Raw genomic sequence first — 24,248 nt, 5'->3', positions numbered from 1 at the left:
ACGCCGCGACGGCAACTTGCCGCCGGTACTCTGGTGTGTAATTCGGTCTGCCTTTGCGGTTCGATGATCGCGCATTCCGTGTGTCCAAAGTAGTCCCCACCACTTGAAGTAACGGACATTACTTTGAACACCGGCTTAAGCTCTGTCCATGCGGCCGCGGAATGACGCTTACGCTAATTGTCAAGAAGCGCTTTTTGGTCACACGCTCAGTAGCGTCGCCGCATTCACGCACGGGATGGCGCAGGGTTCCGTACCTAGGATTAGCACCCACGTGGTCAGTAGTCTGATCCGGCTGCAAGTGAGCAATGAAGTGCTATCCGTCGCCGTCGTCCGTAGGTATGTCTTTTCGTTGCCCAGAACAAACAAGGGCAGTAAGCAGACATACATTCAAACGGGGCCCGGCTTACGGCGGCAATGGACTAGACGTCGTGCGCAACAAACGGCTGCTGCCGGGGGAGGACTTGCCGCTCAAGTGGCCGACTTTGCCACGCACGAAAGGCTGAAACTGGCCGGCAAGGAGCGTTCGGCTTGCCGCGTGCCCCGGAGGCTAATGCCGTTGGACTGGCAGCTTGCCATAAATAGTATTAAAGCATTTTCATATGGACTACTGATTGACAGAGCGGGTCGAGCTTCGTTTAAGCTGTCGTAACCTCTAATGTGAGACCCGGGTGGACCGTGGGTGGCCTTGGCAGACACGTTTGGATGCACCTTTGCGACCGAACGCTGTCATCCGACGTCGACGCTGGCCACAAAAAAAGCAACTCGCACCGACGGCTCAGTCATTCCGGCTTCGAAGCGTTCTCACGTCCACAAGGTCCCGGGGTCGCGTGCTGTCAGACTAGTCCGTCCGACGACGCGAACCAGCGCACGTCGATCGCTACTCGGCGGAGACGCCGCAGTCCCCCTGGCTTGGGGGCAATTTCTCATCTGCGCGGAGGCGACGCCGGTATCACGTTCCCTGACAAGGCGAGCGGTCGGTATGCGGATATGATCGTCTTTGTCGCATGAGCTTCGCCTACGTTTGAACGCCAGCTGGGCGTTCAACACACTTCACGTGATTGAGATATTCACGCGTCGTGTTCTGCGGTCGCCCTATCGAGGGGTTAGACGATACATTGAACTAGGTGCATCGGTTGGCCACATGTTGCAGCACAGCCCGCCCATGTTCCGTCAAGTGAGGGCGCTCCACTCCCGACGCCAATCTCTCCAATAGAACAAGCTGTCGCTCACACAGCGCATGCAGATCTCTATAGTCCAGTTCACTTTGAACCGGATTTGCATCAAGCAGCATCAATGCCGCGATCTCATGCACAAGCCTGACATCGGCGCCAGGCCGGATCCTCGCAGCCAGCCACGATGCTCGTGAAAGCGCTACCAAGGTTACGCTGAAGATTCCGGGAGGCTGGTGGATTTCAATTTGGTAGACGTTTTGAAAATTGGGCGCGCGAGCACTTCGCGGAGTGTCAGTGCCAGCGGCGGTGAGCGTTTTCATGAGCGCATTCGCGGAATTGACCGATAGATTTCAAACTTCCAAAGCCCGATCCACGCATGGGCGGCCAAGATGGCAGCCACGCTGCAGTACGCCCGCTGCTGGCCTGCCATCGGCACGTTAAGGAGAGCGACCCTTATCACAAGGCGCGATGAGTCTTTGCCGAGCGAAGGCCAGCGGTGGAAGTGCGGTCCTAGCGGAGGCGCGGGTCTTGTACGACGGCTGGAGCCTCCGTTCGCTAGTCAGTAAGGAGCCGATTCGCACGAGTACGCGCGCGAGCCATTTGTGTCTGCCAAGGATCAAGCGATGCTGACGTGGTGCGCTTGAAAAGCTCGCCCAACCGAGCCCAAGGCGGGGCGCCTGTTCGCCCCCATGCATACGACCGCGTGCGGCGCGTTCGTGGCGCTCGTCTACGCGCCCACGAACTCCCGGATCATGATGTCCACAGTATCGTGCTCGATCTGTGTGAGCATGTACAGAAGTAATCAATCAAACCGCTTCGCAGACGGCATCGCCTTCTCGCGGAGCTCGTGCGCATCATGCGGTTTCCTTCGTGGTGCGCGCGGCGATGGCCCGGGCTTCATCCCTGCCCTGCTGCGTAAGGGTGAATCGTGCGTAGTTACGCGTGTGACTGTCCTCACGGACCGTCTTCGACTCGCGAGTCGCCTGCCCGCGATCAACAATCTCTGTCAAGTCGACAACCAAGTGGCGAGCGCGCTCGCGCCCGCCGGGCATAACATAAGTCTGCGCGGCTGTTGCGACAATGAAGTCTGCTTCGAAGTCGCGCATGCTCGTATCAATGGACGGGCCGTAGCGACCAGACGCCATTGCGACGAGTAGCCATTCGAGCCGCTCGCGTCGGGCCATGCGCCCGCCGCTCATGCCATACCTCGCATCAGGGTCGCGCGAGCGCTCACCTGCATCTCTGCCAAGGTTTCGCTCGGCGAGAACGCGAAGCGGCTTGCCTGCGCCTTTTGGACGGTCGCGCTGGCCGTGACCGCCCACGCTTTCATCGGATAGCCGCCCCAGCTTTCGTCGGCGCAATCTTTCAGTTCGCCCGTTGCGCGCGCCGCTTCGAGCACGCGACGGATACGTTCATAGGGCACGCCCGCGCGCTTGGTGAGCGTCTTCGCGCGGGTGGGGCCGTACTCCTTCAACTGGGCGATCAGGGTTGCGCGAATTTCGGCATCGCTCGATTGCACAGGTGCGGTGTCGTTTTTCATCGTTGTATCCGTGAGGACGGAGATGCTTATGCGCGGGCGGTCAGCACACCGACGGGCACCGGGCCGGGCGCAAATTTGTCAAACTCGGGCGCGCGACGGCAACCGCCGACCTCGTTCCGCGTAAGGTCGAGCATCGACGCAACTTCGCGCCGCGCGCTCGCACCGGATACGGCGAAGACGACAACGAACCTTTTCCCTAGACCTTCGCCGTGGTCAACCTGATACGCTTTAGGCTTCTGTGGGGTTGTCATTTCGGCTCGATCTTCAGGATGCGCCACTGGTGTTTGATTCGGCGTGGCACTCACGAAGTCAATTCCTGCCCGAATTGATGCGTAAGCCATGCAACGAAGTTATGCTGTCTCGAAGTCGTCAGCGCACATATCGGGCCACTGCCGCAGCCGGTATCGAGAAACGTCACGCGGTTCTTTATGAGAGTCCGCCTTCCTCCGCGTGCGTGTCCGCAGGCGGCCAGATGCGATCTTCAACCAATTCTTGCCATTACTTATGTTCGTCCACGCACTTATGTAAGCATGTTCTACAATGATCTCAAGAATCAATAAGGCGAGGTCGGGCAGATATTTTCCTAGTCTGTCGTCCCCAAAGCAGAAAAATTGGACTCGAACGAGATTGACGACACTGCGTATTTCAAGACGCTGCGCGCCGAACAGGCAGGCGGACCGCCACCGATGGAGTTGAACGGCGGGCCTACCGCGCCATGGACGATTGAGACAAACGCGCGTTATATCGGCCCGCACTTCTGGCGCGCGGTTGGCGTTATCCGCCTTATGTCCGGCGAAGTGTTTTACGACTACGACTTGCCCGAGCAATTCACGACCGAAAGACATGCCTTGGAGGGCGGACGGCAATATGCGCTCGACTGGATAGCGCAACAGCCCGTGTAGTGAGTCGAGTTCGCCGCGCTGCGCGAGCCAACAAGGAAAAATACTTGCTCCGTGGGAAGTTTCAGAGTTGAGATTGGACGTCCGCGCAACTTCGCAGCAGCATCGCCGGTATGGTCTTTTCAATCTCTTCGCTTCGAGGCTTCGAGAACGGGGCGAACTGCTCGTGAAGCAGAACGATGCGAGTTTTCTGAGAGTGGCCACTTTCCTTGGGAGCTTGATGGGTTTATCGAGATTCGTTCTGCCAGGCGCTTTCCTCTGAGAGCTGGATCGTCTACCAGGTGCGGTCCGATGGTCTATACCTTCATCTCATCTGCGGCACGCGGCGTGACTTACAAGCGCTTCCCTATCGCTTCGTTCCTCGTCTGATGTAGCCAATCAAATCGCGCGATGACGGCAAGCGCCGACCTCCGCGCTCCAATGCTTCCGTCAAGGTCCGGCAGTTGACGCGGCTGCACTAGTCCCACGTCGCCCGGTAACGTGCCGATTTTTGCCTTTTTCGCTTCTACGCCCCAAGCGCGCACCGTCGCTCGAACGCAGCGTTGACACCCGCCATGCGCTATCCGCAATCCAAAAACCGAGCGGACACGGCGCCTCCGAATAGATCACATTGACGGCCGAAGGTCGAAATTCATAGAAAATCAAAATCCGGCTATCCCCGGACATCCTTCTACTGTTTAATCCTCGCATGATGGGATCAGCGCAGAGTCGTGCACCTGTCAAATTTTCTTTTCTTCATACCGGAAGGATGCGCCCTTCTCGAATGACCGGCGGCGGGCTATTGTCTGATCCGTGCGGTACATAGGCTCGCGTACTTCAAATCTCGGCGATCAATACCGCAACGGCTTCAGCCCGTTCACAACCCTCACCGGCATCAGGCGCCAAACAGTCTCCGCCCAGACTCTTATGTTCGGATGCAAACATACTGCAACCCATTGGGTTCTCCACAATTCGATCGGGGCTCGACAGATTAAGCGCCTACAACAACGGGGACTCGAGCAACTCTTGATCGGCGAACGATACCGAATCAGATCGCATCCGTTTAGCCAGGTCGTGCAATCACGATCGCAGCCATCGCCAAAATCATAAAAAGCAAGGGAGCTGCAATATGGGAAGTGCGCAACAATCACTCGTCATCGGTGGTCAGGGCTTTTTGGGCGCCGCGATCGTACGCCATCTGATTGCGCGGGGAGATGCAGTCACGATCGCCGACCGATACGCGGATACCGCGAAGTGCGACGCATTGTTTGGTGAGGGTGCGGCCAAGGTCGTCCGGGCCGACATCATGGATGTGCACGCTATGCGCGACCTGACGCAGGGCCGCGACACCGTCTACCACCTGGCGGGCAAGCTGGGGACAACCGAGCTGGATGACGACGTGCTGGCCGGAATCCAGATCAATATCACGGGCGCCGTGAATGTCTTTGCGGCCTGTGTGCAGAACGCCGTGCCCAATCTTTTCTATCCGTCCAAGCCGAACGTCTGGCTCAATACCTACACGATCACCAAGCACGCTTCGGAGCAGTTCGCGAAGCTCTACGCGTCAATGGGCAGCACGAACATCTCGACGCTGCGCTACTTCAACGCATATGGCCCCGGCCAGGCGACTGGTCCGGTGCGCAAGATCATTCCGTCCTTTGCGGAACGCGCGAGCAAGGGTATGCCCATCGAGATCTTCGGCAGCGGAGAGCAGATTGTCGACATGATCCATTCCGATGACATCGGCCGCCTGACCGTGGAGTTCGTCGAGGCGGGCGGCAGCGCGGACCCCGTCGACCTGGGACGGGGCATCGGTCTTTCCGTCAACGAGATTGCCGCTGCGGTGAACGACTATTTCGGCAATGGCGCCGGCGTCGTTCACCTGCCCATGCGCCGTGGCGAAACACCGGAGACCCGGTTGATCGCTGACATCCAGCCGCTCCGAACCGTGCTGGGCGACCTGCAATTCCTGGACTGGACCGAATCGCTTCATGACACGCTGGAATGGTATGCCCGGGCCTTTGCACAACCACAGGCAGCCTGATGAAGGTTCTGGCTGTCGTCGCTCATCCCGATGACGAGGTGATCGGCTGCGGCGGAACCTTAGCCCGGCTGTCCGAGAGCGGTCATGAAGTTCGGGTGCTGCTGCCCGTGCGGCGCAACGATCCGCGCGGCGTGGCGCACTGGGCGGAACTGGAGCGTGCCTTCAGGCGCAGTTGCACCCACCTCGGGGCGGAAGCTCTAGTGGGCGACCCGCTCATCGACGAAAAGTCACTCGAGGCAGGCGTTCATCATCTGCACGACCTCATCTTGCCGGAGGTCGAATGGGCGGACACGATCTTCACGCATTGGCCAGGCGACTGCAATCAGGTCCACGGCAGCGTCAGCCGTGCCGTGGAGATTGCAACTCGTCCTTTTCGGCGGCGCAAGAATGTCTATCTGTTCGAGGTGTCCACGTCGACGGAACAGGGCTTCTTTCCCAGCTTCGTGCCGAACATGTGGTCGCCACTGGAAGCACGGCACGTTACCCAAAAGTGCGAGGCCATGAGCTTCTATGCCACGGAATGGGCCGGTGGCCGAACACCGGAGGCGCTGGCGCGGCGCATGCAAACACGGGGAGACGATATCGGTGTGCACGCCGCGGAAACGTTCAATATCGCCCGCTTTTTCCTCTAGCTCCTCAGGGCCCGACGATCCGGACGATCGTCAGCACGGCGATCCGGACATCCAGCAACAGGTTGAATGTCCGGATGTACTCCAAATCGTCATTGATCATATCGAACACACTGACGTTCTTTCGCCGCGCGCGCACTTGCCACAGGCCGGTCAATCCGGGCCGGACAACCGAGCGCGCCTGCCGGATATCAGGCAGGTCGGCCAGCATCGAGATCACCAGCGCGCGCGGGCCGATCAGACTCATATCGCCGCGCAGCACGTTGATGAGCTGAGGAAGTTCGTCAATGCTCAGCCGGCGCAGCAGCCCGCCAAGGCGGCCGATGCGCGGATCCGGATCGTAGGTGAGCGTCTCGCCATTCGGCCCCCGTGTCGCCAGTCCATGAGCTTTCAGAACCGCGTCGCCGTCGCGGTGCATCGTCCGCAGCTTGTAGCAGACGAACTGCCGCTCTTCCCTGCCCCAGCGATTAGCCAGATGCAGGACCGGGCGGCCAGAGCTGAGCAGGATCGCGCCCATGGCGAGCAGGAGAACGGGACCGAGCGCGAGCAGAAGCAGCACCGCGCCGGCGATATCGAGCAAGCGCTTGACGCGATACGACCCGCGGCGCTCGGGCGCGGCCGGCTTAATTGACCTGCTCCGGTGCACAATACGTAGTCTCGGGCGCACCGGACATGATGCGGTGGACGACTTCCAGTCCCTGCATGTAGGCATGGTCCATATTCGACACTTCGTAGCGCCAGCCGCCGAAGCGTCCCCGGCTGAAGATGCCGAGTGGTTCCAGTTGCTCGTGAATGTCCGCCAGCGCAGCATCGCGACCTTGAAAAGGCAAAGGGTAGCCGTGAGCGAGCGTTTTTTCGAAGGTGGATACGACGGCCTGATCGTCCATCAGCCCGATGGCACGCAGCCCTTGCAGAACATCACGGCGCAGGTTGTCGTCGATCATCGCAGGTTGGTCAGGTGCACGGCTGATTTCGCAAAGGAGCGAATAATACGGGCCGCCGGACGGCACGTTGCCGGGCGAGAAATTCGAGGGAATCGTCACGCGCCAGAAAGGATGTGACGCGTCGGGACACTGAAAACTATGCACGCCACGATAGCGTTCCGGAATGCTCCCGCGCATACCGAAGCCGAGAAGAATCGCGGAGGATCGGCGCAATCGCTTGCCCAGACTCTGGATATCTGGCCGGTCGATGCAGCACTCGGCCAGAGTGTCGAGCGGAATGGAGGAGATGAGCGCAGTGTAGGAATGATGCGTTTCGTCCGAGAGGTGAATCTGGCGCTTGCCCGTCTCGATGGCCACGATGCTGCGGCCAAGACGAATGCGTTGCGCGCCGATCCGCTCGGATGCCCGTTGCCAGATCGTCCCCATGCCGCCCTCGCGGGGATATGGCACTCGGTCGTTCCGGCTCCAGGCCGGGTCGTCCGTGCGAAGGATCGCATGTTTAAGCATGCGGCGAAGGCGCACCTGCGGCACATTGTGCAAGGGTGAGCCGCTGCGCTGTCGGACCCACTCGCTGCTCATCTCCTGTGGATCGAGCGTCCACATCTTTCGGTTAAGCGGCTCCATGATCCGGCGCGTCAGTTCGCGGCCGAAGGAACGATGAAGATGATGATGGAAGTTATCGGCAGTCTCGGGCACCGCTCGGCGACCGATGCCAATCGCTTTGCCCAGACGGTGCAGCAGCAGATCGGAGAAGATCGGCCATGCGTGTGCCGGCGGAAAGCGGTGCACGTGACGCTGAATGGGCGTCGGAATGAGCTTGCCGAACATATGGACACCGCGAATCGGTTCGGACTCGTGCCACTCGATGTCCAGAGAACGGAGCGTTGCACTGAACGCGGCGTACTTCTCGTGAACGAACAGCACGTGTCCGCCATAGTCGAACAGGAAACCCTCCGGCGTGACGGCGGAGGCTGCGTTGCCGCCAGCGTGGTCGCGCTCGTCGATCAGAATGAAAGGCGTCGAGGAATACGCCTGACGTAGTGTCAATGCAGCACCGATTCCGCAGGGTCCCGCGCCAGCTATGATGATTGACGGACTCGCCATGCCGCTCCAGTAAGCAATGAGTGCTTTGGGTGGCCCTCTCGATAACCTGCCCAAACTCCAGTTTCCAAGATTGCAGTTTTTCGTCGTCTTTCGCAACCGCATGGCTGCTGCTTTCTGGTGTGGCTTGTGGGTTCGGCCACGCTCGACTTTAAGTGTCGATATGACGGCCAGAGAATGGCTCCTTGTTTTGGGGCACCTTTCTCTAGATCTCGATGCGATGCGTGACGATAGGAAACGTGGTCGCGTGCGCGAGTATGCTTCGGCCTTCGCGGCCGTCCGGGCCTAGGCCGCCAGCAGAGGACACGTGAGATCAAGCCGTTTGAACGCTGATGCGCTGCCCGCGGTCCGCTACAGGCACTGGAGCAAGTGCAACGGCATTACGAATGGTCAAGCCGAGCGCCACGGCGAACGGAACTGACTGCACGATAACAAAGGCTGCAAACTCAATCGTGTTCGCCGAAGCCACTAGCGGCGCGCAGGCAGCACCACTTGCTCTGCGTCACTGATCTGCGAGACTTGGGACCTACGGCGACTCGTCCAAAAGCGTTGAGATCAGTTTCGGTGCGACTAAAGCAGGAACCGGCAACCAAGAGCGGTAGTCGTTGGAAAATCGAGTTAGCACAATGCAGACTCGGGCATCCAACGTACGCGGTTCGCTTGTCGAAAGCGCTAAGGACAGAGAGGGCTCCGTCGATGGTTGCCCTTGCAGCCGCGGATTCCGAACGACGGAAAAGTGTGGCCTCGAACGGCCCGCACGAAGTCAACCTTGAATGTGAACTCGAAAGGCCTGGTTTGCTGCTTTATTCGGAGAGATATTGTACGGATTGTGATTCAAGACGGACAGGCGACGCAAGCTGCAAGACGACTTGCGCTCGGCTTCACCTCCAGGTTTCCACTTCGACAGACGATGGACCCCGGCATGTAACATGTTTAGCTGATCGCCCACTTCGGCCCCTGTCCGCCCTCCATGAATGATCCGCTATCTGCACTGTTCTGGTTAGCGCTTGCCGCGGCCTATTCAGCCTCCGTAGTGTGCGCAATTCGCGCTGCCGCACGTCCAGTCAGGACGCTCACGCAGATGCTGCGGCGGGCCTATTACGTGCTGGCTCTGTGCATGATCACGCTCGGCTCGTACAAACTCTACGACCTGTTTCCAATAAAATTGGAGGCGCCTTGACTGGAATAACCGCTCTTGTCGTCATGACCGGCGTGTTGTTGGCGGGTTTTAGAATGATCGCGGAGGGAATCGTGTCATTGTGGTCAGGACGGGGAGGCAGACGTTCCACACCCTAGCTTTCCATGTGCGATAGCCGCCGTTCGAATGACCGCCTGACTACGATGACGAACGGCGAGAATTGGCCGCACCCGATGATCGTCGCTGACTGCTCAAAACAAGAAGCCGACAATTCTGCCCTCTCCACTCGACATACAGAGAATCAGCGCGATCCGCACGGTCTCTCACTTTAGAGGTTTGATCAGACGAAAACCTAGCGAATGCGCTCACTCATACCGCTGTTCAACCCCAACAGCTAATTGGGAGACACAGCTGTTCGGTACAGGCTCACCCAACTGAAGATCGCGTTGAGGTGGGTTTGATCAAGGTGGCTGCAGTTCGCGCAGATTGCGGCCGCGACGTTCGACGCGGTCGAAACCAAAGCCATCGAACCGTGTCTCGTTGTTCGCCGCGAACAGCTTCGTACGCGATTCCATGGCCTCGCATCCGCTCTTGCGCAGCGGCTTGGGACGGGCCACCATTGCGTAGCTCGGACTTGCCTAAGCGGCAAGATCGACCTCCGCAAGTCGGGATTCGATCCTCGTGAAGAGTGTTGAGATTGCGGCTAGTTGCCCGGGGAGCAAGTGTCGAGTGTCCAGGATTTGCGCGACGCGTGTATGCCAGTAGGCAGGCGGAAACACAGGGTGGGAGTCGGCTAAGTCTCGAAATACTGCTAGCCGCAGATGGCCCAGTTCCGCGTCGACGAGGCGGAGCTCATATGCGCTCATGAGGGGATGATTTGGCGTATCCATTCAACAGCTAACGGCATGGGACAACAGTTCTGAACGCGAATGGCTGCGTTTCGGTCACGGCGCGTTGTCACTCAGATCTTCAGAGCCGATCGCCGCACGGATGAAAGGGAAATCGATTGGCGTTCAACAGGCTACCGCGCAGGCAATCTATGCGCAGAAACATTGGGCGCCCGCCTAGCTCCCGTCGATGTGGACGTCGGCCAATGCAGTGACCGGTGAGGGCCACAAGGCGCCGGGCGGCAAGGTATAGGCGAACGGCGCGGGCATTGGCATCGGAGAATCAACTACCGGCGCGAAGCTCAAAGGCGCCAAGTCGCTCGCGGATATGCTGGGCGACCGCACTGGACAAGGAACTCGCCGCTAGGTACGTCAGATCACGACGGCAGTTGCTTGGGAATCACACCAGACACCATCTTCCCTCGCGAGCTCTTAGGAATGCGCCAGGCAAGCCTCACTTGGCGCAAGTCCAGACCGACTCCGAAAGAGGCCGCGAGAAATGATTCGCCAACGTGGCGACTCTGGCCTGCCGGGATGGCGCCGACGGCGTGAAATAAAGTCCGCTCTCGCCCGGTGCCCGTCCGCCGGAATGTCGTCCAGACGCTCGCCCGCCAGATATTCTCCCGCGCGCAGCATGGACAACAGCGCGGCGGCGTCTGTCACCCGCACTGGACCGGCGGGCGTGGACTCAACAAATGTCGCGCCGATAGCGTCCGGCAACACGCAACGCGTCGAGTTCGGCCCACCCGAGAATGTCGGCGAGCGCCGTCTGTACGGAACGGCCCATGCGTGCCGCGCTGCCGCACACATAAATCGCCGCATCGGCCAGCACCCATTCGCGCAGCAGCGCCGCATGGATGCGCAGAGCGTCGTGCACATAACGCAGTCGGGCGCCATCGCGTGACCGCAACAGATCAAGCCGTTGCGGCATGCCGAGGTCCTGCCAACGAGCAAGCTGTTCTACATGGAACGCATCGTGTGCCCGGTTGCGCTCGCCAAAGATCAGCCAGTTCGCACTACAACCGCGTTCGATACGCGACTTGAGATGCGCCCGCAGGCCAGCCAACCCGGTGCCCGCGCCGATGAGCACGAGCGGACCATCATCGGCCGGTGCATGGAATGCCCGATTGATCCGTATGCGCACTTCGACAGACGTGCTCAGCGTCGCGTGCCTGGTCAGCCATCCGGATGCGAGACCCAGCGAAATGTTGTTGCCGCCGGCCGCATCCGCATGCTGCGCCTGACGCAGGAGCAGCTCGAGGCGGCCGTCCGTTGATAGCGAGGCGATGGAGTAGTCGCGCGAAGCCAACGGTTCGAGCGCTTCGATCAAGGCTTGCGGCACGCATCCGCGCAATGCGGTGCCACGAGAATGAGGAATTTGTGCGTTGCACGCGAGTAATGCGGCCGGCGTCGCCGTTGTCCACTTTGATCGACTCGAATAGCGGCTTCGCGCCCTTGCCCCCGCAGCCCGTTTGACTCGCGTAGGCGACCATAGGAAGCCGGCGTTAGGGGCAAGCTTCCTCTCGGTAGGTCATTCTGCCAATTTGGTGTAAAATAAATGCCAAATGGCAGGAGGTGCTTATGACCGTGATCGACAAGATTTCTGCTGACTCGCTCTTGGGTGGCCGCGCGGTGCTCCCAAGTGCACCGCGCTCTGGACTCGATTGGGTCAACATTGTTCGTCACGGGATTTCGTCGCTGGCGCTCGACTCCATTCTGAAATCGATCGAAATCTCGCAGTCAGAGCTAGCGCAGGCACTCGACATTCCAGAGCGTACGTTGGCTCGACGCAAACGCGAAGGCGTGTTCAGCCGCGAGGAGTCGGCGAAATTGCTCAGGCTTGCGCGTGTCACAGCGCGTGCCGCGGAGGTGTTCGAAGATCTCGAACTGGCGATCAGTTGGCTCAAGGCACCGGCGGCGGCACTCGGCGACGCCACCCCCCTCAGCTTGATCGACACGGACATCGGTGCTGAGAGCGTTTTGGATACGCTGGGGCGCATCGAGCACGGTGTGTTTGCATGACTGTAACGGCATGGCGAGTCACCACGGAGCGGTTTGCCGACAGGAGTTTTTCCGGTGAGGGCCCGCGACTGTATGGTGGACGGTGGAACCCCAAAGGACTTGCGCTCGTGTACACGGCGCAGACTCAATCGCTCGCTTTGCTGGAAATGCTTGTCCAGGACTCACCCTTACGAGCCCGCTATATCATGATTCCGGTCCGAATCCCTGAGTCCCTGATCGAGCGCGTCGATTGCGCGAGCCTGCCCAACGACTGGCGCGACCTTGAGGCGCGAAATGAATTGCAGCAGATAGGCGCCGCATGGGCGCGTAACCAGACGAGCGCGGTCCTTGCCGTCCCTAGCTCGGTCGTTCCTGCAGAAACAAATTATCTCCTCAACCCGATCCACCCCGATTTCCCGTTGATCGCAATCGGCTCGCGGGATGAATGGGAAACAGATCCAAGGCTGCTGCGTCGCGCCGCTCGATAGGATGAATGACCCATACTATTCTCAGAATACGAGGGATCGCTCGCATTTGACGGTGACAAATGGGCACGTCGCGGTCCATCCGCAGGCCAATCGCAGGCGCTTGCATGATCTGGAGCCGCCGCGGTCAAATAGGCTGTTCTCGCGACGGTGGAAGGCATGTACGCGATAAGCAAAGCCGCCGCCGGCTCTGCAGAAAGCCGTGCTTACGGGCCCGCCGTTCAGCTCGCGCAAGGCGGCTCGGCGATTGTAGGCGTCTACCTGCAACTCGACGGCGCGGGCGCCACTTTGATGATGTTGTTAGGCACGACGAAATCCGCTGCCAGATTGTCGTCTTCGAACCTATACGGCGCGAGGCTACCGCCCCACATGTTGAAAAAGTAGGACATGAGCCTTGGGAAATCGATGACCACGTCGAACTGCCGGCCGAGCGTCAATTTGCTGTGTGCGTCGCTCTCTGTAGGCCAACCGAAGCTTGCGGGCCAAAGCCGTCGCCCGCGAACGCTTGCGTATCGTTGTTCGAGTTGGAACGCTACTCGAAAGCGAATTAGGCGCGCAGTCCGCCGCCCAGTTCTTCCATACCTTTCAGCTAGAAACCAGTGTTCTGCGTCGAAGCGCTGAACGCCTGCCAGTTGCGATGCCCGCCCTCGTTGTTCGCATAGACCTATATCAACGAATACGAGAAGCGTCACTGCCGATCGGGAGGACTGGCGTGCAAGTAGCCGCGCACGTGCCGCAGCGTCGGCGAGGCACGCAATGTCGACTCAAACATCGACCCGGCACTTTGTATGCTAGACAGAGGGCCCTTCCCCGCATGCGAGTTCTCCTATGACAAACGAAACCTTCTCACTCGATGCCTACGAGGCCCGCGTGACGACACGGCAGGTCGAAACCGGCGACTGGACCTCCGATATCAGCGTGACGCGCGGCGCTCAGGCGGTCGAGCTGCCGCAGGTCGAAGTGCTAGGCCCCAACTGGCGCACAGAAGACGAAGCATTGCGCGCGGGCGTCGAACAGGCTCGACGCCTCATCGACCGTTATCTGCGCGGCCATGACAATCAACATACGAGTGACCCTACAGGCCGACGTTCAGGCTCCGTTCCTGACTGACATGCCACACGACCAAACGGGCGTTGAGCGTGCCCGAGACGGCGCGTACGGCGCATGAGCGGCCAGCGCCTATCTACTGTTGCCTGCGTTGCGCGGGCCTTAGCCAATGCCTCGTCTGACGCTTCGCCCGCGCCTTCCGCCTCTTTGCGAGCCAGTGCCAGTCCCGTACAGGCGCCTGCGCGGCCGAAAGAGCAATCTACGCACGACGACGAGCAGCATTGCGAGCGGAGTGCCGACCATGATACGGACGCGAAAGACACCACCGGCACAAAAGGATGTTGATCGCGCGGCCGCTCCTTAAGGCCGCTGTCGGAAACCGGTACACGCATGCGCGCGACCGTGTTCGCGATCCCCGACATGTAGGAAGTGCGCAGGCATCGCGAGACCCTTCCATCGCGGCGACTGTGGTCGGTGGATGGTTGAGCAAGTTCAGACCGTGCACGAGATCAACGTTCCCAGTGCCACGAATGCGGTGGACACTCATGCACCACTGCGGCACGAGCTTGCGGCCAAACAGCAGCACGCCGAGAAACGCGGACTCGAGAAAGAACGCGGTGAGCACCTTGTAGGCGATCAACGAGCCTGTGGCGGGCGCCGTCGCCGCAATGAAGCGACTTCGGTTGATCCTGAAATGAAACAGCATGGCGATTCCCGACACCTCGCCCATGCCGAACGGTGTGAAGAAGCGCATTCGCGTCAGGAGGCAAAGATACGCCACCGAACGACCGATAATCTCTGCGTCGATCAGCGGTCCCCGGCCAAATCCCCGTCGGCCTGCGAAATCCCGCGCGCCGTGGGGCTCGGCAAGCGCACGTGGACCTTGCCCGCATATGGTGTCACGTCTGGAGACGCTGCTTCAAGAACTCAAGCACCCGATCGCGAACTTCGAGCGTCGGCTCTCCCTCTTTGTCAATCAAATTCTGCGTGAGCACGCTATGAGGCGATGGCACATACTTGGCCACGAATGGCGCGACATCCTTGTTCGCTACCTCGTCCGGCAACACGATGCCTTCAAAATGCTCGCCCAATGCGTTCTGGTAGGCCGTAAACCTGGCAGCCGTACACAGCGGGTCGTCACGGAAACGCAACCCAAGTACTTCCAGGCATTCCCGGTCCAGTCTGGAACGCACTTGGCTCAATTCTTCAGGCGAAATTTCCAAACCACCTGGGTCGTTGAGCGGCAAGGCCGGCTGCGCCAACACAGGCGCAATCAGCGCTGAGTCAAGCATCATCGTCAACGCGAAATTTCCCGTGAAACACATGCCGACGGCACCAACGCCCGGCCCGCCGCATTCTGCGTGCGCATGTCTAGCCAAAGCACGTACCCAGTGCGTCATTTTGCTTGAGCGCCCAGATTGCATAGCGCTGAACTCGGCACTAATGCAGAGGCGCTTCAGCACCGCTGCCCCTTCATCGGCGTCAACCACTGCTCCATCGCGGCCAAACAATGAGGGCATGTATACGCGGAACCCTGCATCCTTAACCCAACGGGCAAAACGGGCGACAGGGGGACTAATGCCCGGCACTTCCGGCATTACGATAACCGCAGGTCCTGCGCCCGCCAGATACACTTTCTTACTATCACCCTCAAATTCAAACTGCCAGGTTGTGAAATCGTCCAAAGGATCATCGACACCGACATCGCGCGGATTCATGCACAACTCCTTTATGCCGATTGCGCGCGCTGATGACTAGAGCTTGCGCGCTTCGAGCTCTCACCTGAAAGTCTCAAACTAATATAGTGCAGGCGCGTTCGAAAAGGAAAATATTGGTTGAGCGGCGTGCATGGACACGACTTGGCACAAGACTGCGTGTCGGTCTGCCACAATCGGCTACGGCCGAGCTATAGCCACTGGACCATATCCATTTGCTCACCGATTCACCGGCGGGTACGAGAGCGAAAAGTGGTCTCCGTTGTTAAAGGATTTTTATTCCGACTGCCACCACTGTTGGTTCAATGAACGGATCGAGCCTCCCAGCTGGATTCTCGGCGATGGAGTCGTCGCGAACGGCGCCAAAGGTATCCTATTCAAATTACGACTGAAGCCTGCCGGCATGAAACTGGTACTGTATACGGAGCGTCTTAACCCGACGGATCGCTTCGACGTCTACCATCCGCTCAACACTGTCCCGTGAATCCGTCTCCTTGGGATTGAGCATCCACGGAGGCTTTAATCTCGTATGTAGATGTCAAAGGCCGAATGCGCCCCTCTTTCATACATCTTGAATGCCTTCGATTCCACGCCGCATCTTCTCCTTCGTGTATGCATGCTCCTGCGCATTGACGATTGCACTGCTTTCGGCGTGCACTCCCGTCGCCCTCGTCAACGCGTTGACCCCTCGGTACGACTATGTTGAGCATTCGGACCTGGCCTACGAAAGCGGAAAACGTCACTCGCTTGATGTCTATGTGCCCCAGGCCGGCCCCCGATCGGGTTCCGCAAGGCCGCTCGTGGTGTTCTTCTATGGCGGCAGTTGGCAATCGGGTGGCCGCAATGACTATCGATTCGTTGGCGAAGCGCTCGCCTCCCGAGGCTACGTCACGGTGATTCCGGATTATCGGCTGTATCCTCAAACGATTTTTCCTGGATTCATGGACGATGCCGCCGCCGCGGTCGCGTGGGCTCGCGCCCACACAGTTGAATTTGGGGCCGATCCCGCAACTGTTCCTCATGGGTCATTCGGCCGGCGCGCACATTGCGATGCTGCTCGCAACCGACGGCCATTATTTGAAGGACCGCGGCGTTGAATCCAGTGCGTTAGCGGGTGCGATCGGACTGGCGGGACCGTACGATTTTCTTCCCTTAGAGGACGACGACCTCAAAGCAGTTTTCCCCGCAGAGCTACGCGACGATAGTCAGCCAATCAACCATGTTTCTGGAGGCGAGCCGCCAATCTTTCTTGGGGTCGGCTCGGCGGATCACACGGTCGACCCGGGCAACACTGATCGCTTCGCGGCGCGCCTTCGTGCGGCGCACGATCGGGTTGTAATCAAACGATATAGCAACATAAATCATGCAATGATTGTCGGTAGCATGGCACAACCGGTTCGCGCTCTATCCGCCATCATCACCGTCGCGCCCGTGCTCAATGACGTTTCCGAATTCATCGATTGCCATGCAGCACGCTGATGCGTGGTTCAGGCATCGGAAGACGCAGCGATCGAATGGATGCAGATCGCGCGCGGCCATAATAGCCTCGAACCTTTATGCGCACTGAGCCGCACGCTCGCTGTAGGCCCCTCCACCCGTCCAAAATGACGTGCTGGTCTGTCCAAAGGTGTCGGCGCACCCAGCGCTGGCGAGCGGATCACTTTGTGACTGGCATGGAGACGAATTGCATAGGGAGATAGCAAGTCCCCGACCTTATTTTCGTTCGGGACAGTAACTCGGAGGCCCGCCAAGCAAAATGCACTTAATCCCGGAAAGCCAAGAATCCGGGTCGCCGTCAAAAGCGCGCCGTCCGGCAAATCGATTGCGATCAAACGCGTAGCCACCGGTGAGAAGCGGCGTACGCTCAGGTGTGCTTCAGCGCCTTGCTGAAATCGCCGCAAGCACATTTTCCAGGCGAGCCAAACCTTCTTTCGCGTGTCCTGCCTGCGCCACTAAACGCGCTTGATCCAGCGCGTGCACTGCGTACTCATCGCTTCGAACGCAGCTAAGTGATGCGTCGATCAATGCCAATGCTACCTTGGTCGCCTCTTCGTCTTTCACAAATATACCGCTTGCAAGTTGCCGCTGAGCGGCAAGACATTCGGCCAACAGATCTGTCACGTCCATGGCGCTCTCCTGGTCGACCAGCGTATCGCACATGTCATACCTGGACGCATATCGCTTCTCACCAATCGCCGGACACTCTCTCCCTCAAACTGCCTTTTCCAGCGCCGAAAGAAAATAAGGCACCACAAAGGAAGGCGAGACACGGACCGCGATTACGCCCACGCCGATCACATACTACTTCGGACTTGGTCGTCCATTGGGCACCATTCTGAATGCGAACGCCAAGCGTCCGACGTTGCGCCATCTTCGAGCAGCGCAACGCCTAACCAAGGAGGCCCAGACACTTGAAACGCAAACTGATCGACGCCCGACAATGCAACGTCATGTACAGCAAGAGAATGCCGAATTATCGAGGTCCTGCTCGAAAGTAAAACAGCAGTAGGGCTGTATGGTCGAAAAGACCGCCGAATGATCTGACAAAATGATTGGAAAATTCACAGGGCCATGGGTATGGTTCATGCGGAGGGCACATGCAATAAAAGCCGCATTGTGATGACCCAGCGCTTCAAACCTCTGCTTTCGATGCCATCAGAACAATGAAAATAGCGATCCTAACTCACATCAAGCATGCAGTTGCTCAGCCGTTCGCGGGAGGGCTCGAAGCGTTCACTTACGAAGCGGTTCGACGCCTGAAGTCTCGAGGGCATGATGTGATGCTTTTCGCCCGCGCAGGCTCCGACCCGTCGCTTCCCGTCAAAGAGGTGAACGTGGCTTCATCGATCGACTACGAGACGGATCGACACAGTCACGACGTATTGAGCGCCGAGTACATTGCTGAGCATCACGCCTATATGGATTGCATGCAATCCATCGACGGCCAGGGCTTCGACGTGATTTTCAACAACTCGCTGCACTATGTTCCGATTACGATGGCGGCGTTGATCACGACACCCATGCTCACTGTCCTCCACACCCCTCCATTCTTCGAGTTGGCGACCGCTGTCACGGCAAGCCAGCTCCGCGGCGCCCATTGTTATGTCACGGTGTCGAAAACAAACGCGGAAAGTTGGGCAGCTCTGATACCGAACTGTCGCGTCATTCCCAATGGGATTGCTTTGGACGCGTGGACGTCCGAACGCAACAAAACAAAATCCTACGCTATATGGTACGGACGGCTGGTCCCCGAGAAAGGCGCGCACCATGCACTCGATGCAGCACGGTCGATCGGCATGCCGATCCGAATTGCTGGATTTGTGTCCGACCAAATCTATTTTGACCGTGAGATTGCACCGCGGCTGGGGCAAGGCGCGACCTACCTTGGCCACCTCGATCAAAGCACATTGGCCGCGACATTACGCCAGGCAAGCGTCAGCGTCATCACCCCGTGTTGGGACGAACCCTTCGGCATGGTGCTGGCGGAGTCGTTGGCGTGCGGAACACCGGTCGCTGCTTTCGACCGCGGCGCTATTCGCGAGCTTGCATCTCCGGACACCGTGGCGCTAGCGAGCGCCCCCGATGCGGCTGCGCTTGCTCAAGCCATGCGCGCTGCCGTCCAATTGTCGCCCGTCGCATGCCGGCAGCGGGCGGAAGCGCTTTGGGACATTGAAGTGATGATCGATCGCTACGAGGACCTTCTTGAAAGCGTTTGTATGGGCGTGCCGGTCATGGACACATTCGCTGACGGTGCATCCACTATCGGAGCGAGCGTCGATGCGTGAAACCGAAGTTGGGTTCTACGTACATCATCAGGGGCACGGTCATTTGCAACGCGCTCGCGCGATCGCGCCCAAACTTACGCATCGCGCGACCCTGTTCAGCAGCCTCGTCGGCGACCAGTGCATCAACGGCGTCGAACATTGTCATCTGCAACCGGACTACCACGAACAGTGCGTTGTTGAGTCGTTTGATCACCTTCACTACGCGCCATTGTGCGTTGACGGATTGCGTCAGCGGGCCAGGCGGCTCACGGCGTGGTTCGAGGAACATTGGCCCTGCATCTTGATAGTCGACGTTTCGGTCGAAATTGCGACATTGGCCAGGTTATGTGGGGTGCCCGTTATCTATGTGCGGCAGAGAGGCAATCGATTCGATGCGGCTCACAACTTTGCGTATGAGAGTGCCACTCGTCTGCTCGCCCCCTACCCTGCAGAGTGGGAAGAACCGGATACGCCGGTGCGGTGGCGCGAAAAAACGGACTACACCGGGTTGATCTCACGTTACGAGCATCTCGCCGAGAATGGCACTGCGCCCGTCTCTAATGTCGAGGAGTCGAGACGGCACGTGACGATCATCACCGGCTTCGGCGGCGCGCCCATTGTCGCCGAGGCAACGCTAGCGGCCGCTCATGCATGTCCACAATGGCATTTCACGGTGATCGGATGCCTCGACCACGTTGCTTTGACATACCCGACCAATTTGTCATTCCTCGGGCAGGTCGACGATCCGTTACGGTGGATTGCTCGATCCGATGTGGTTGTCGGGTCCGCGGGCGACAGCCTGGTCAGCGAGATCGCCCACCTGAAAAAGCGCTTCATTTGCATTCCAGAAGATCGTCCGTTTGGCGAGCAGCGCTCAACTGCTGCAATACTCGCGCGATACAACTTGGCGATCGTTTTAGAAATGCCGCCAGAGGCCGCTCAATGGCCGGACCTGCTACAACGGGCACTCATGCAAATGCCCGAGCGATGGGACCGCTTTTGCTCCGCTGGATCGGACGAAGCGGCACGCGCGATTTCCCGAGTGGTGCACCAATCCCTGCCGGGCAGGAACTGATGGACGTGCTGACACTCGTACATGGTCGTGAGGCGCACCTCGACAACCTGATCGCGGGGCTGGAGCGATCGCGCGTTTTGCCAGAACGTTTGATCGTCGTTCAGATGAACCAGTCAATTCACCCGTGGCGCAGCGAACGGTTTGCGATCGAACACCTTGAGATTTGCACGACCGACGGCAGCTTGCCTTTAGCGAAAGCGCGTAACCTCGCTGCGTGGTCAGCGCAGAGCAATGAACTGGTTTTTCTGGATGTCGACTGCATACCATCAAACGATTTGCTTGGGTCGTACGAGCGATACCTGAAGCGCGACAAACGAACGATCTATCAAGGGATTGTGAACTACCTGCCCCCCGGTCAACTCTCCGATTGGTCTGAGGCGTCACTCGACGCTTGTTCGTCCAGCCATGAAGCCTTCGGTGCATTTGCACCTGGTGACGCGCTTCCACACCCGATGTTTTGGTCTCTCAACTTCGCGTGCCATCTAGAAACGTTCGAACAAATCGGCGGCTTTGATGAGGCATACACGGGCTACGGAGGCGAGGACACAGACTTTGCATTCCGAGCAGAGCGCTTAGCTGTGGGGCTGCAGCTCGTTGACGCACAGGCGTTCCATCAACATCATCCGACCTACTCCCCGCCTTTGAATCACTTCGCCGATATTGTGCGAAACGCAACGGTCTTTCATGATCGCTGGGAGCGGTGGCCAATGGACGGCTGGCTGAATGCGTTCGAAGCCGCTGGATACATCGAATTTTGCGATGGCCGGCTCAAAATTAGACGGCATCCGACACGTACCGAAGTCGAAGCTGCTCGGTGCGCCTGATCCACCGCCGCACACCCCGGCCAGGAGGTGGGGTCGGCGACCGAACTGACCGATCGCGCGTCGCCGGCGCTTAAATCTACATCACCGGCGGCGCAGTATGCAGCCCCAGGCACGAAGCCGACCGCCAATGCTACGTTCGTACCCCCACCGCGGGTTTTGGCACATTTGGGGGAGCCGGGTGCGTTTATCACGCGCGGATGCGCGAACTACATCGTCGGGGCACTGGGCACGTCCGATGCGCGCCAGTTCGCCGAGGTTATCGACCAGGCGCCTTCATCGTGGGGGTGCCGTCTTAAGGAGAAACGTAATGACTGCTTCTTCGAATGAAGGTGTAAGCCCTGATGCTAAGGACACGATCGACCGCAAGCTGGATGAGCTAAACGTGTCAAAAACTGAATCGGGCAAGGACCAAACGCAAAAGCCCGACACGGAAGGTTCCACTTCGTCCAGCAAGAATCTCGACGACGAGGACGACTAGGTCCGACGCCACGAAGATTGCGTGCAAGCATACAGCCCGGCTCTATGTGTCACTCCGAATGATCGATCTCTGGGGCGATTGCCGCATGGTTCACGATTGCAACCAGGGAATTACCGCCGATCATGTTGCCTAACAGAGTCGGCACTAGGAAAACGCTGAAATAGTCACCTAGGCTCGCGGCGTGCGTTAGCACCGCGTACGCCGCCTCTGCTGAACTGGCGATCACATGCGTCAGCTTGGACACACCGACCGTGTAGGTGACCAGCAAAATGTTCAGAAGCCGTGCCGAACGAGCACTCGGCAGCAGCCATACCATCAATGCGATGAGCCATCCCGTGAACACCGCTTCGACGAGCGTGTCGCCGAAGCTGGCACTGAAGGGCGAGCGAGCCACCTCCGCCAGTGCGGCGTTTACTTCGAATCCGAAAGCACCCTTGAATTGAAGGAGCGCCGCGAAGATAGTTGTACCGATCAGATTCCCTATTAGAACGATCGACCACAGGCGAAGCATCTTAATGACCGTACTCCCGTCGCGCCGGGTCAGCACAGGAAGAACTGCGGTCAGCGTACTTTCAGTGAACGACTACTGGCGTCCTAGTATCACGAATACAAAGCCGATGGTGTAGCCGAAGCTTGAAATCAAGTGACGCCAATCTGTCTTGGGGAGGGCGCTTTGAACGATCGCTTCTACGAGGAACGAGACCCCATCGAGAGACCCGCAGCTGCAGCTGACGACGTCAACGCGAATGCGGTGCGTTCCATCGCCGTCTCGCCTTCCTCTCGAACAATTTCATGGACGACGAGCGGATGTGGCGTGGAGTGATCAGCGGCTTGCTCGCGCTGGGCGTCATCAAGATGGGGCGACTCGGCGCCTGCTGATGTTTCGGTCACAAAAGATCTCCTCTCCTACCATCGCTGCATTGGTCGCAACGGCTGTCACAGAAACTCAGCACGACACAGTCCCGCAATGGCTATGGCACACCTTCCGGAACCGAGGCATGCGCGAAACTTCGCATCTGCTACGTGTTTCTCGGTGGTGAAGCGAGCTTCGTGCTCCGGCCCGTTGAAACCGTCCGTCGAGATGCCCAGACCGTGCCATTTGCAGCCGAAGCTAGCTGGATAGCGGCTGCGAAGTTCGAGTGGTTTGGAGAATGGCATGCGAATGCGGGACTGCCCACGGGTACCGTCCTCGTCATACGTGCATTTAGAGTGCAGGGAACGAGTCGGCGAGATCTTCATTCATGTGTCGCACGGCGCACTCGTAACCGGAGGGACCCTCGAGAGCGCTCATTTGTGTCGTAGCGAATATCCTTCTTGCCATGCGGCCAGCGAACAAATGCAGATCCTGGCCGCAAATCGCGCAGGTCGACACCTTGATGATTGCGTCACGACCATTGACGGAACGGCCCTGCGGGCCGCGCTATCGCCTACATAGATCGGCGCATCGCCAGCAAGGATTGTGGCAGCAACGCAGCATCGATGCGCAGGCAAGCTGCGCGTGACGCAGCGGCGTGCCGTCGCGCGATTACTCTAAACTTAGCTATCGCAGCACACGCTGATTACGCTAGCAAGCGGGTTCGTGTGGATGAAACGCGTCACGTGCGCCGCTGCGCTAGGTAAAGATCAGCGATCGCTATTAGAGCCGCGCGATACGCGCCGCGAATGAAAAGCGCGCGGGGCAAGCCGCGCGCCTTTTCCGCCATGTCAACCGCCGGGCGTTATGCCGGCCTGATGTTCGATGCTTGCTTGCCCTTGGGCCCCATCTTCTCTTCGTAGGTCACTTTCTGCCCTTCCGCCAGCGACTTGAAGCCTTCTGAACGGATTTCTGAGAAGTGGGCGAAAAGGTCGTCGCCGCCACCATCAGGTGAAATGAAGCCAAAGCCCTTCGCATCGTTGAACCACTTAACCGTACCAGTTGCCATACTGTCTCTCTAATTAAAGTCACGTGGAATGGCCGGCGCGATCTGCACCCACCAAAAGCCCGTATTGTACTGACAGAAACGCTCGGAATACTTCGAGCACACTCTTATTAGTCCAATTAGACGCCAGTTTGTCATCTCCGCGCATTTCTCGATGTCGGTAAGGATGCGGAGCAGGTGTTTCGATCGTTCACGGGCCGATGGTGAATTCGCTATTGGCGGTCCCAGGTTCGTAGCTTCGCTCATTCAGGGGTGGGAACATCCGGCAGGCTCCCTTGACGCGGGGGCCTTCCAAAAGCTCAGATGCGCGCTTCGCCTCGCGGCCCACAAATTTCTGCTCCCTTAGCATCGTACCGACAGGATTCTCCCTGTCGCTTGGCTGCGAACCATCCAGGTGTCGCTGCGCACTGCCCTATCCCGCCCTACTCGGGTTGCCGTACGGACCTGCACACTATTGCATCGAAGATAATCAGGAGGCGCGGGCAAGCGGCGCGGAAGTACCACCGCGTGGAAGCGAGCGCTGGCGTTCACATACACGTGCAAGAGCGATCTGCTCCGCCGAGGTGCAGCGTCGGCCGATTGTTTTATCCCTCGGCTCTCTCTCAGG

General features: G+C 58.9%; 22 protein-coding genes and 3 pseudogenes. 12 read left to right on the top strand and 13 right to left on the bottom strand.

Annotated features, from left to right (window positions below; genetic code table 11):
• Nucleotides 1-1,120: 1,120 nt before the first annotated feature.
• The 4 genes from QCE64_RS19005 to QCE64_RS18990 form a co-directional block, all read right to left on the bottom strand.
• A complete protein-coding gene (locus QCE64_RS19005) occupies nucleotides 1,121-1,492 on the bottom strand; it encodes a hypothetical protein (RefSeq protein ID WP_310005518.1) in 372 nt (123 codons plus the stop codon).
• A 534-nt stretch (nucleotides 1,493-2,026) separates the two neighbouring features.
• Entirely contained in the window at nucleotides 2,027-2,356 is a 330-nt protein-coding gene (locus tag QCE64_RS19000; protein WP_310005515.1) for a hypothetical protein, read from the bottom strand.
• An 11-nt stretch (nucleotides 2,357-2,367) separates the two neighbouring features.
• Nucleotides 2,368-2,712: a hypothetical protein gene (locus tag QCE64_RS18995; RefSeq protein WP_310005513.1), complete on the bottom strand. Its 345-nt coding sequence runs from the start codon at nucleotides 2,710-2,712 to the stop codon at nucleotides 2,368-2,370.
• 26 nt (nucleotides 2,713-2,738) lie between these two features.
• Nucleotides 2,739-3,017 carry a hypothetical protein gene (locus QCE64_RS18990; RefSeq protein WP_310005511.1) on the bottom strand — a complete coding sequence of 93 codons (279 nt, stop codon included), beginning with the start codon at nucleotides 3,015-3,017 and terminating at the stop codon, nucleotides 2,739-2,741.
• A 306-nt stretch (nucleotides 3,018-3,323) separates the two neighbouring features.
• On the opposite strand from QCE64_RS18990, the gene QCE64_RS18985 reads away from it, so the two are divergent.
• The 3 genes from QCE64_RS18985 to QCE64_RS18975 all read left to right on the top strand — a co-directional run bounded on the left by QCE64_RS18985 (nucleotide 3,324) and on the right by QCE64_RS18975 (nucleotide 6,266).
• On the top strand, nucleotides 3,324-3,614 hold the full coding sequence (locus tag QCE64_RS18985; protein ID WP_310005509.1) for a hypothetical protein: 291 nt from the start codon (nucleotides 3,324-3,326) through the stop codon (nucleotides 3,612-3,614).
• 1,105 nt (nucleotides 3,615-4,719) lie between these two features.
• Entirely contained in the window at nucleotides 4,720-5,634 is a 915-nt protein-coding gene (locus tag QCE64_RS18980; protein WP_310005507.1) for an NAD(P)-dependent oxidoreductase, read from the top strand.
• Nucleotides 5,634-6,266, top strand: coding sequence for a PIG-L family deacetylase (locus tag QCE64_RS18975; protein ID WP_310005505.1), 633 nt, complete (start codon nucleotides 5,634-5,636; stop codon nucleotides 6,264-6,266). The genes QCE64_RS18980 and QCE64_RS18975 overlap by 1 nt, the downstream gene beginning before the upstream one ends.
• Nucleotides 6,267-6,270: 4 nt before the next feature.
• Here QCE64_RS18975 and QCE64_RS18970 read toward each other — a convergent pair whose 3' ends face one another.
• The 4 genes from QCE64_RS18970 to QCE64_RS18955 all read right to left on the bottom strand — a co-directional run bounded on the left by QCE64_RS18970 (nucleotide 6,271) and on the right by QCE64_RS18955 (nucleotide 11,663).
• Nucleotides 6,271-6,843: a sugar transferase gene (locus QCE64_RS18970; RefSeq protein WP_310005503.1), complete on the bottom strand. Its 573-nt coding sequence runs from the start codon at nucleotides 6,841-6,843 to the stop codon at nucleotides 6,271-6,273.
• 43 nt (nucleotides 6,844-6,886) lie between these two features.
• A complete protein-coding gene (locus tag QCE64_RS18965; RefSeq protein WP_310005501.1) occupies nucleotides 6,887-8,311 on the bottom strand; it encodes an FAD-dependent oxidoreductase in 1,425 nt (474 codons plus the stop codon).
• A 1,596-nt stretch (nucleotides 8,312-9,907) separates the two neighbouring features.
• Complete coding sequence (locus tag QCE64_RS18960) at nucleotides 9,908-10,066, bottom strand: hypothetical protein (protein WP_310005499.1); 159 nt, start codon at nucleotides 10,064-10,066, stop codon at nucleotides 9,908-9,910.
• Nucleotides 10,067-11,021: 955 nt separating this feature from the next.
• A complete protein-coding gene (locus QCE64_RS18955; RefSeq protein WP_310005497.1) occupies nucleotides 11,022-11,663 on the bottom strand; it encodes a hypothetical protein in 642 nt (213 codons plus the stop codon).
• Between the two features lie 251 nt (nucleotides 11,664-11,914).
• On the opposite strand from QCE64_RS18955, the gene QCE64_RS18950 reads away from it, so the two are divergent.
• From QCE64_RS18950 to QCE64_RS18940, 3 genes are all read left to right on the top strand, one after another.
• Nucleotides 11,915-12,355, top strand: a complete 441-nt coding sequence (locus QCE64_RS18950; RefSeq protein WP_310005495.1) for an antitoxin Xre/MbcA/ParS toxin-binding domain-containing protein — start codon at nucleotides 11,915-11,917, stop codon at nucleotides 12,353-12,355.
• Nucleotides 12,352-12,822 carry an RES family NAD+ phosphorylase gene (locus QCE64_RS18945; RefSeq protein WP_310005493.1) on the top strand — a complete coding sequence of 157 codons (471 nt, stop codon included), beginning with the start codon at nucleotides 12,352-12,354 and terminating at the stop codon, nucleotides 12,820-12,822. The genes QCE64_RS18950 and QCE64_RS18945 overlap by 4 nt, the downstream gene beginning before the upstream one ends.
• 825 nt (nucleotides 12,823-13,647) lie before the next feature.
• Nucleotides 13,648-13,929 carry a DUF6566 family protein gene (locus QCE64_RS18940; protein ID WP_310005491.1) on the top strand — a complete coding sequence of 94 codons (282 nt, stop codon included), beginning with the start codon at nucleotides 13,648-13,650 and terminating at the stop codon, nucleotides 13,927-13,929.
• A gap of 441 nt (nucleotides 13,930-14,370) precedes the next feature.
• On the opposite strand, the pseudogene QCE64_RS18935 reads toward QCE64_RS18940, so the two are convergent.
• Both QCE64_RS18935 and QCE64_RS18930 read right to left on the bottom strand, forming a co-directional pair.
• A pseudogene (locus QCE64_RS18935) lies at nucleotides 14,371-14,614 on the bottom strand (cytochrome ubiquinol oxidase subunit I); the annotation flags it as partial.
• Nucleotides 14,615-14,765: 151 nt separating this feature from the next.
• On the bottom strand, nucleotides 14,766-15,584 hold the full coding sequence (locus QCE64_RS18930) for a dienelactone hydrolase family protein (RefSeq protein ID WP_310005490.1): 819 nt from the start codon (nucleotides 15,582-15,584) through the stop codon (nucleotides 14,766-14,768).
• 572 nt (nucleotides 15,585-16,156) lie between these two features.
• On the opposite strand from QCE64_RS18930, the pseudogene QCE64_RS18925 reads away from it, so the two are divergent.
• Together QCE64_RS18925 and QCE64_RS37970 are read left to right on the top strand one after the other, a co-directional pair.
• Nucleotides 16,157-16,835 (top strand): annotated as a pseudogene (locus QCE64_RS18925) (alpha/beta hydrolase); the annotation flags it as partial.
• Nucleotides 16,824-17,060: a hypothetical protein gene (locus QCE64_RS37970; RefSeq protein WP_404987414.1), complete on the top strand. Its 237-nt coding sequence runs from the start codon at nucleotides 16,824-16,826 to the stop codon at nucleotides 17,058-17,060. The pseudogene QCE64_RS18925 and the gene QCE64_RS37970, both read left to right, overlap by 12 nt.
• 396 nt (nucleotides 17,061-17,456) lie before the next feature.
• On the opposite strand, the gene QCE64_RS18920 is transcribed toward QCE64_RS37970, so the two are convergent.
• The gene (locus QCE64_RS18920; RefSeq protein ID WP_310005488.1) at nucleotides 17,457-17,708 is read right to left on the bottom strand and encodes a hypothetical protein; all 252 of its coding nucleotides are present in this window, start codon (nucleotides 17,706-17,708) and stop codon (nucleotides 17,457-17,459) included.
• A gap of 536 nt (nucleotides 17,709-18,244) precedes the next feature.
• On the opposite strand from QCE64_RS18920, the gene QCE64_RS18915 reads away from it, so the two are divergent.
• The 4 genes from QCE64_RS18915 (at nucleotide 18,245) to QCE64_RS18900 (ending at nucleotide 21,722) form a co-directional block, all read left to right on the top strand.
• Complete coding sequence (locus QCE64_RS18915; protein WP_310005486.1) at nucleotides 18,245-19,366, top strand: glycosyltransferase; 1,122 nt, start codon at nucleotides 18,245-18,247, stop codon at nucleotides 19,364-19,366.
• Nucleotides 19,359-20,420 carry a hypothetical protein gene (locus QCE64_RS18910; protein ID WP_310005483.1) on the top strand — a complete coding sequence of 354 codons (1,062 nt, stop codon included), beginning with the start codon at nucleotides 19,359-19,361 and terminating at the stop codon, nucleotides 20,418-20,420. Before QCE64_RS18915 ends, QCE64_RS18910 begins: the two co-directional genes overlap by 8 nt.
• On the top strand, nucleotides 20,420-21,244 hold the full coding sequence (locus QCE64_RS18905) for a galactosyltransferase-related protein (protein WP_310005481.1): 825 nt from the start codon (nucleotides 20,420-20,422) through the stop codon (nucleotides 21,242-21,244). The genes QCE64_RS18910 and QCE64_RS18905 overlap by 1 nt, the downstream gene beginning before the upstream one ends.
• A gap of 307 nt (nucleotides 21,245-21,551) precedes the next feature.
• Entirely contained in the window at nucleotides 21,552-21,722 is a 171-nt protein-coding gene (locus QCE64_RS18900) for a hypothetical protein (protein ID WP_310005479.1), read from the top strand.
• 49 nt (nucleotides 21,723-21,771) lie between these two features.
• Here the strand turns inward: QCE64_RS18900 and QCE64_RS18895 are convergent.
• Nucleotides 21,772-22,613: pseudogene (locus tag QCE64_RS18895) on the bottom strand (formate/nitrite transporter family protein).
• An 827-nt stretch (nucleotides 22,614-23,440) separates the two neighbouring features.
• Nucleotides 23,441-23,644 carry a cold-shock protein gene (locus QCE64_RS18890; protein WP_310005477.1) on the bottom strand — a complete coding sequence of 68 codons (204 nt, stop codon included), beginning with the start codon at nucleotides 23,642-23,644 and terminating at the stop codon, nucleotides 23,441-23,443.
• Nucleotides 23,645-24,248 lie beyond the last annotated feature (604 nt).

The sequence above is a fragment of the Caballeronia sp. LZ043 genome, assembly GCF_031451075.1.
Classification (GTDB): Bacteria; Pseudomonadota; Gammaproteobacteria; order Burkholderiales; family Burkholderiaceae; genus Caballeronia.
The sequence above is the reverse complement of the archived record's forward strand: the minus strand, read 5'-3'. Positions and strand labels throughout refer to the sequence as shown.